This is a genomic window from Nonomuraea mesophila (genome assembly GCF_004352805.1).
GTDB classification, from domain to species: domain Bacteria; phylum Actinomycetota; class Actinomycetes; order Streptosporangiales; family Streptosporangiaceae; genus Nonomuraea; species Nonomuraea longispora.
This window is the reverse complement of sequence record NZ_SMLD01000104.1, coordinates 26,209-33,929: the sequence shown is the minus strand read 5'-3', so window position 1 is coordinate 33,929 and position 7,721 is coordinate 26,209. Positions and strand designations below refer to the sequence as shown.

Sequence of the window (7,721 nt, the reverse complement as noted above, 5' to 3'; positions counted from 1 at the left end):
GGGTCGGGGATCGGGCTGGCGACCTCGCGGGCGTTCGCGGCGCACGGTGCCGAGGTGGTCTGCGCGGACATCGACCTCGACGCCGCCCGGCGGGCCGCCGAGACGATCGGGAAGGACCTCGGGGGTACGGCTCACGCGGCGCGGGTCGATGTGGCGGATATGGATCAGATGGAGGAGTTTTCGCGAAATATCATCGCTCAATATGGCGTGCCGGACATTGTGGTGAACAATGCCGGAATCGCGGTCATCGGGTCGTTTCTCGACCACACCGTGGACGACTGGCGTAGGACCATCGACATCAACCTGTGGGGCGTCGTGCACGGATGCCGCCTGTTCGCCGCCGCCATGGTCGAACGCGGCCAGGGCGGCCACATCGTCAACGTCGCCTCGCTGGCCGCCTTCGCGCCCTCCCGGCTGCTGCCCGCGTACTCCGCCTCGAAGGCCGCGGTGAAGATGCTCAGCGACTGCCTGCGAGCCGAGCTGGCCGGGCACGACATCGGGGTCAGCGCCATCTGCCCGGGCTTCGTCTCCACGGCCATCGCCCGCAACGCCACGTACACAGGCGTGGACCTGCACGACGACGCCGTACGCGGCCTGGCGCGGCGCGCATACCCGCCCGAGCGCGTGGCTGCGTACGTGCTGCGTGCGGTGCACAGAAATCAGGCGGTTGTTCCGGTGAACATGGAGGGAAAGATCGGATATACCCTGTCACGCATTTCGCCACGGGCGATGCGCGGGCTCGCACGGTTGACGCGAACCCCTCGGTATCCACAAATCAGGGGTAACGATCGACCGTACGGGAGAAGATGAATCCGTGTCCTCGCCGCAACTTGATGAAGACTGCAGCCAGCCCAAAGCACTCAGGCGGCAACCCGCACAACGCCGCAGCGTCCGGCGGGTCGAGCGGATGCTCGACGCCTGCGCCGAGTTGCTCGACGAGATCGGGTACGAAGCCCTGTCCACCACGCGCATAGCCGAGCGGGCGGGCGTGGCGATCGGGTCGGTCTACCAGTTCTTTCCCGACAAGCGCGCGATCACGCAGGAGCTCACCCGGCGCAACGTCGAGGAGTTCGTCCGACGCGTCGACCGCAAGTTCCTGGAGGAGGACCACCGGGGGTGGTGGGAGGCGGTCGACGCGATCATCGACGAATACGTCGACATGCACCGCACGGTCGCCGGCTTCAAGAGCCTGCACTTCGGTGACGTCGTCGACCTCAACCTGCTCGACTCCGACTCCGACAACAACACCGTGATCGCCGGGCGGCTGCGCGGGTTGTTCCTGAAGGAGTTCGGGCTGGCCGACAGCCCCGAGCTCGACCTCGCGGTGCTGGTGGCGGTGGAGGCGGGCGACGCCGTGCTGAAACTGGCCTTCCGCCGCGACCCCGACGGTGAGCCGGAGATCGTCGAGGCGGCCAAGCACCTGATCCGCGGCTTCCTCTCCCGCCAGCTGCGATCCTGGTCGCCGCACGACTGAGTGGTCAGTGGCCGCCCGCGTGCGGTGGCTCCGTCACCATGCCGGGCAGCCACGTCGGCACGTCGTCCACCCATTGCCGCCGATGGCCGAGCGCGGCCGTCGGCACGTCCTCATAGCCGGGCGCGGCAGGCGTGCGCACGCACGGACCCGGGTAGGAGACGGGACGCGCGTCCCTGGCCTCCCTGATGTGCAGCCGGGTCTCCAGGGCGCGCAGGCTGCGCTCCGCCGACTCGATGGCCTCCAGACGGGCCGACAGGTAACCGGCGAGACCGGGGACGAGAGCCGACAACACGACAGCGCAGGCCAGCGTGAAGGTCATCTGCTTGGACACGCCCATCACGGCCCCCTTAGCTCGCTTGACAGCAGAGCACCTGCTATATGCCCTGTGACCTGCATGAACACGCTCAGGAGGCGCAGGATTGGGCGAGTCGTTACCGTTTTGTAAGTGTGCGGATTGACCAGGCAAACGGCCGGACGGCTCGGTAGTCTCGCGGTGTGGCGCATGTGACCCGTGAGCACCTTGATCGTCTGCTTGAGCAGGCTCTATTGGCCGACGACCACGATTCCCTGGCCAGTCGGCTCTACGACGTCGCGCTCGACTATTCCTCGGGCGACGTCTCCCGGGCTTCCATCCTCGTCCTCGCCGCCGAGGAGTGGCGAGCGGCGGGCCAGCCGGCGCGCGCGATGGAGTGTTTCCAGCGCGCCGTCGAGGACGGTGGCGAGGCGGGCTTCGACCCGCGTGCAGGCATCGCCGACACGCTGTTCGAGCTCGACAGGCCCGACGAGGCGAGGGAGGTCATCGAGACGATACGCGCCGAGGGCAACGTCTCCACGGCGACCGCTCACACGATCGCCGAGACGCTCGTCGCCTACGGAGATCTCCGCGGTGGCCTCGAATGGGCCACCCAGGCGGTCCTCGACTGTGACGAGGACGACCCCGAGCAGGTGGCGCTGCTACGCACCCGCTACCGCATCAGGGTCGACCTGGGGCTGCCCGAGGACGAGCTCGACCAGATGGTCTCCTGAGGCGATCGCCCTCGCGCGACGTCGCGGCCCGTCCCCGGGCGAGGCCGCCGGTGGCCGGAGGTCGCTGCACCCTGCCCGCGTGAGGCGAGCCGCTGCAACTCCTGTGACAGCCGATGCGAAGGGGCCGCGCCCCGATGGCCGCGGCCCCTTCGTCATGGGGATCCGGGCGCGGCAGGCACGTTCCGCGCCCGGACGGGATGGCCGGCGTACGGTGTGCTCACCGCAGCCCGAGACCGTCGGTGAGCCCCGTGACGCCCGGCACCGCCGAACGCCCGCCGGTCAGCATCGACGTTCCCTCGACGCTCTCCACCGCCTTCGGCAGCAGCACGCCGATGACGTCCTCGCCGACCTCACGGACGGGCTTGTCGAGGTCCTTCGGCGCCCGGACGTCCTTGCCCGCGATCCGGTTGCTGTGGGTGGACTGGCCGAGCGACATCTCGGCCGGCAGCTTGGCCAGCAGCGGCGTCTCGGGCAACGACGGCAGCGAGGGCAGCGCCGGCACACTCGACAGGGTCGACATGTCTCTCATGCCGCTGCGGCCCGGCACCGCGGGGAACACGACGGGTGAGGCGGAGGTCAGCATGGGCATGCCCCAGGTGGCTGCGACCCCGCCGATGTCGGTGCCGCCCAGCGCCGACCTTCCCGCCGCCAGGCCGGTCAGGCCCAGCTGCCTGGCCAGCCTCCCGGTCGCCATGGCCAGCTTGCCCGACTCCTCGGCGACCATCCGGCTGCCGCCCGAGCCGCCGTCGTTGACGTTCACCCTCGACTGCTCGTGGCAGAAGGACAGGGCCGAGTCGGGCGACAACACGACCGGCTTGGTGTTCGCGCAGGAGTCAGCCGTCGAGGGGGTCGCGGCCCACCACGTGACACCAGCGGTCACCGCGGCCACCGCGAGGATGCTTCGGACTTTCTGGGATGACACTGCACGTCCCCCTGATCGATTGCGCTGATCTGACGAACGCTGAACGTAGCCAGCCGTCCGCCCGCGGGAGTGCGGCTTGTCCGAAGTGTGGGGCGAACCTTACCCATCCCCGTGCCGCATGACCGCGGCATGACACGCCGGGAGCCCGGAGACCGCTCGGATCTCCGGGCTCCCGGCAGGGCCTCAGCCGCGCTGGATGAGCAGCTCGTCGTCGCCGAGCTCCACCATGACCTTGTCGCCGTCGGCGATCTCGCCCGACAACACCGCCCTGGCCAGCTTGTCGCCGATGGCCGACTGCACCAGGCGGCGCAGCGGGCGGGCGCCGTACATCGGGTCGTAGCCCGTCAGCGCCAGCCACTCGCGGGCCGCGGGCGTGACCTCCAGCGTCAGTCTGCGGTCGGCCAGGCGCTGCGCCAGGCGGTCGACCTGAAGGTCGACGATCCGCGCCAGCTCCTCGGAACCGAGCGCGTCGAACAGGATCACGTCGTCGAGCCGGTTGAGGAACTCCGGCTTGAACGAGTTGCGCACCGCCCCCATGACCGCCTCGCGCTTGGCGCCGTTCTCCAGCGCGGGATCGACGAGGAACTGCGAGCCGATGTTGGAGGTGAGGATCAGGATCGTGTTGCGGAAGTCGACCGTACGGCCCTGGCCGTCGGTCAGCCGCCCGTCGTCGAGCACCTGCAGCAGGATGTCGAACACCTCGGGGTGGGCCTTCTCCACCTCGTCGAGCAGCACCACGGTGTACGGGCGCCGCCTGACGGTCTCGGTGAGCTGGCCGCCCTCCTCGTAGCCGACGTAGCCGGGAGGCGCTCCGACGAGCCTGGCCACGCTGTGCTTCTCGGAGTATTCGCTCATGTCGATGCGGGTCATCGCCCGCTCGTCGTCGAACAGGAACTCCGCCAGCGCCTTGGCCAGCTCGGTCTTGCCCACACCGGTCGGCCCGAGGAACAGGAACGAACCCGTCGGCCTGTCGGGGTCGGCGATGCCGGCCCGGCTGCGGCGTACGGCGTCGGAAACGGCCTGTACGGCCCGCTGCTGGCCGATGAGCCGCCTGCCCAGCTCATCCTCCATGCGCAGCAGCTTGGCCGTCTCCGCCTCCAGGAGCCGCCCGGCGGGGATGCCGGTCCACGACGAGATCACCTCGGCGATGTCGTCGGCCCCGACCTCCTCCTTGACCATGGTGTCGTCGGGCTGCGCGGCCTCGGAGGCGGACTTGAGCGCCTGCTCCAGCCGCGGCACCTCGGCGTACATCAGCCGCGACGCCGCCTCGAAGTCGCCGTCGCGCTGTGCCCGCTCGGCGGTGCTCCTGGCCTCGTCGAGCTGCTTCTTCAGCTCACCGACCTTGTTGAGCCCGGCCTTCTCGTGCTCCCAGCGGCCGACGAGGGCGTTGAGCTCCTCCTGGCGGTCGGCCAGCTCCTGGCGCAGGCGTTCGAGCCGCTGCGCGGAGGCCTCGTCGGTCTCCTTCGACAGCGCCAGCTCCTCCATCTTCATCCGGTCGACGTTGCGCTGGAGCTGGTCGATCTCCACGGGACGGGAGTCGATCTCCATGCGCAGCCGCGAGGCGGCCTCGTCGACCAGGTCGATGGCCTTGTCGGGGAGAAAGCGGTTGGTGATGTAGCGGTCGGACAGCGCGGCGGCGGCCACCAGCGCGCCGTCGGAGATCTGCACCTGGTGGTGGGCCTCGTAGCGGCCCTTGAGCCCGCGCAGGATCGCGATCGTGTCCTCGACCGTGGGCTCGCCCACGTAGACCTGCTGGAAGCGGCGCTCCAGCGCGGGGTCCTTCTCGATGCGCTCGCGGTATTCGTCGAGCGTGGTCGCGCCGATCATGCGCAGCTCGCCGCGGGCCAGCATGGGCTTGAGCATGTTGCCGGCGTCCATGGCGCCCTCGGCGGCCCCCGCGCCGACGACGGTGTGCAGCTCGTCGATGAACGTCACGATCTGCCCGTCGCTCTCCTTGATCTCGGAGAGCACGGCCTTCAGCCGCTCCTCGAATTCGCCGCGGTATTTCGCGCCGGCCACCATCGCGCCCAGGTCGAGCGCGATGAGCCGCTTGTTGCGCAGCGACTCGGGGATGTCTCCGGCCACGATGCGCTGGGCCAGCCCCTCCACGACGGCGGTCTTGCCGACGCCGGGCTCCCCGATGAGCACCGGGTTGTTCTTGGTGCGGCGGCTGAGCACCTGGATGACGCGGCGGATCTCGGAGTCGCGGCCGATGACCGGGTCGAGCTTGCCGCCCCTCGCGCGCTCGGTCAGGTCGACGCCGTATTTCTCCAGCGCCTGGTAGGTGTCCTCAGGGGTCTCGCTGGTGACGCGGGCATGGCCGCGTACTTTCTCGAAGGCGTCGAGCAGCGCCTGCGGCGTGGCACCCTGCGACTTCAGCAGGTCGGCCACGGGGCCGCCGTCGGTGGCCAGGCCCACCAGCAGGTGCTCGGTCGAGACGTAGAGGTCTTCGAGGCGGTTGGCGTGCTGGGCCGCGGTGTTCATCACCGTCAGCAGGTGGCGCGAGCTCGACGGCGCTCCCACCGTCGCGCCCTGCGCCTTCGGCAGCGCCCCGAGCTGCTCCTCCGCGCGCGTCCGCAGCGCGCGCCAGTCGGCGCCGACGGCTTCGAGCAGCGGCACGGCCGTGCCGCCGGTCTGGGAGAGCAGCGTGGTCAGCAGGTGAACGGGGGCGATCTCGGGATTGCCCTCGGCGGCGGCACGCCGCATGGCACCCGAGAGCGCTTCCTGGCTCTTCTGGGTGAGCTTGTAGTCCATCGTTCTAGGCCCCCGGTGGCAGCTCGTAGCGGATCAGCGCTCTGACCATCCGCATCTCGGCACGCAGGCGGTGAACCTCCTCCCGCAGCCGCAGTGCTTCGTTCTCGAGCTCGAGAATCCGCTTGATGCCCGCGAGGTTGATGCCCTCCTCCTGGGAGAGCCGCTGCACCTCGCGGAGCTGGATGATGTCGCGTGTCGAGTAGAGGCGGCCGCGCCCCGCGGTGCGGCCGGGGCTGACGAGCCCCAGCCGGTCGTACTGGCGCAGGGTCTGGGGATGCAGCCCCGACAGCTGCGCGGCCACCGAGATCACATAGACGGGTGTGTCATCTGACAGGTCGAAATAGTTGGCGTCCATCGGCTACTCGCTTCTGGCTCGCTGAATGAGCTCAGCGCGTGGGTCCTCGCCGGCGTTCGCGGTGTTGAACTCGGTGAGGAGCTCGCGCGACTTGTCGTCGAGCGTCTTCGGCACCACCACTTCGACCGTCGCGAGCAGGTCGCCCTTGGTGCCGTCTTTGCGGGTGATGCCCCTGCCCCGCACGCGGAACGTGCGGCCGTTGGGCGTGCCCGCGGGGATGCGCAGCGTCACCGGCATGCCCTTGAGGATGGGCACCTTGATCTCGGCGCCCAGAGCGGCCTCCGTGAACGTCACCGGCACGGTGATCGTCAGGTTGTCGCCCGACCTGCCGAACACGGCATGCGGTTTGACGTGCGTCTGGATGTAGAGGTCGCCGGCGGGGCCGCCGTTCTCACCCGGGGCTCCCTTGCCCTTGAGCTTGACGCGCTGGCCGTCGGCCACCCCTGCGGGGATGCGTGCCTGGATGGTGCGGGTGCTCTTGGCCCGGCCGCTGCCCTCGCACACGGGGCAGGGGTCGTCCACGATCAGCCCGCGGCCCTTGCAGTCGCGGCAGGGCTCGGAGAAGGCGAAGTTGCCCAGGTTGCGACTGGCCGCCCCGGTGCCCTCACAGGTGGGACAGACCCTCGGTGTCGTGCCCGCCCGCGCGCCCGTGCCGGTGCACGCGCCGCAGGCGGCCGAACTCGTGAGCCTGAGTGACACCGTGGTGCCCTCGGCCGCTTCGGTGAACGTCAGCGTCACCTCGGACTCCACGTCCTGGCCGCGCCGCGGCCTGGACGTGGTCGAGGTGCGGGTGGAGCCGCCGCGGTTGAACAGTCCGCCGAACAGGTCGCCGAGCCGGTCACCGGCGCCTCCGCCCTGACCCGGCTGCGCCGTGCCGCCGAACAGGTCGCCGAAGTCGAACGGGAACCCGCCACCGCCGGGCCGCTGGCCGCCCACCCCGGACCCGAACAGCGTGCGCGCCTCGTCGTATTCCTTGCGGCGCTTGCTGTCGGACAGGACGTCGTAAGCCTCGGAGACCTCTTTGAACTTGGTCTCCTTGGTCGCGTCGCCCTTGTTGGTGTCGGGGTGGTATTCCCTGGCCAGCTTCCGGTAGGCCTTTTTGATCTCTTCGGCGGTGGCGGTCTTGGGCACACCAAGGACGGCGTAGTAGTCCTTCTCCAAGTAGTCCTTGGTGCTCATCTACGGCCCTT

The 7,721-nt window shown here is 69.6% G+C and carries 7 protein-coding genes and 1 pseudogene; 3 read left to right on the top strand and 5 right to left on the bottom strand.

What is annotated here, in order from left to right:
* Both E1295_RS31240 and E1295_RS31235 read left to right on the top strand, forming a co-directional pair.
* A partial coding sequence (locus tag E1295_RS31240; protein ID WP_132635756.1) for an SDR family NAD(P)-dependent oxidoreductase occupies window positions 1-810 on the top strand: 810 nt, incomplete at its 5' end.
* Between the two features lie 97 nt (window positions 811-907).
* Window positions 908-1,474 carry a TetR/AcrR family transcriptional regulator gene (locus E1295_RS31235; RefSeq protein WP_132635753.1) on the top strand — a complete coding sequence of 189 codons (567 nt, stop codon included), beginning with the start codon at window positions 908-910 and terminating at the stop codon, window positions 1,472-1,474.
* Between the two features lie 4 nt (window positions 1,475-1,478).
* Here E1295_RS31235 and E1295_RS31230 read toward each other — a convergent pair whose 3' ends face one another.
* Window positions 1,479-1,811 (bottom strand): hypothetical protein, encoded by a 333-nt coding sequence (locus E1295_RS31230; protein WP_132635750.1) that lies wholly within the window; start codon window positions 1,809-1,811, stop codon window positions 1,479-1,481.
* A 158-nt stretch (window positions 1,812-1,969) separates the two neighbouring features.
* On the opposite strand from E1295_RS31230, the gene E1295_RS31225 reads away from it, so the two are divergent.
* Window positions 1,970-2,500 carry a tetratricopeptide repeat protein gene (locus E1295_RS31225; RefSeq protein ID WP_246080560.1) on the top strand — a complete coding sequence of 177 codons (531 nt, stop codon included), beginning with the start codon at window positions 1,970-1,972 and terminating at the stop codon, window positions 2,498-2,500.
* 217 nt (window positions 2,501-2,717) lie between these two features.
* Here E1295_RS31225 and E1295_RS31220 read toward each other — a convergent pair whose 3' ends face one another.
* The 4 genes and pseudogenes from E1295_RS31220 to dnaJ all read right to left on the bottom strand — a co-directional run bounded on the left by E1295_RS31220 (window position 2,718) and on the right by dnaJ (window position 7,710).
* Entirely contained in the window at window positions 2,718-3,380 is a 663-nt protein-coding gene (locus E1295_RS31220; RefSeq protein WP_132635747.1) for a hypothetical protein, read from the bottom strand.
* A gap of 225 nt (window positions 3,381-3,605) precedes the next feature.
* Complete coding sequence (clpB, locus tag E1295_RS31215; protein WP_132635744.1) at window positions 3,606-6,176, bottom strand: ATP-dependent chaperone ClpB; 2,571 nt, start codon at window positions 6,174-6,176, stop codon at window positions 3,606-3,608.
* Window positions 6,177-6,207: 31 nt separating this feature from the next.
* Window positions 6,208-6,531, bottom strand: a pseudogene (locus E1295_RS31210) (heat shock protein transcriptional repressor HspR); the annotation flags it as partial.
* A 3-nt stretch (window positions 6,532-6,534) separates the two neighbouring features.
* On the bottom strand, window positions 6,535-7,710 hold the full coding sequence (gene dnaJ / locus E1295_RS31205; protein WP_132635741.1) for a molecular chaperone DnaJ: 1,176 nt from the start codon (window positions 7,708-7,710) through the stop codon (window positions 6,535-6,537).
* Between the last annotated feature and the right edge of the window lie 11 nt (window positions 7,711-7,721).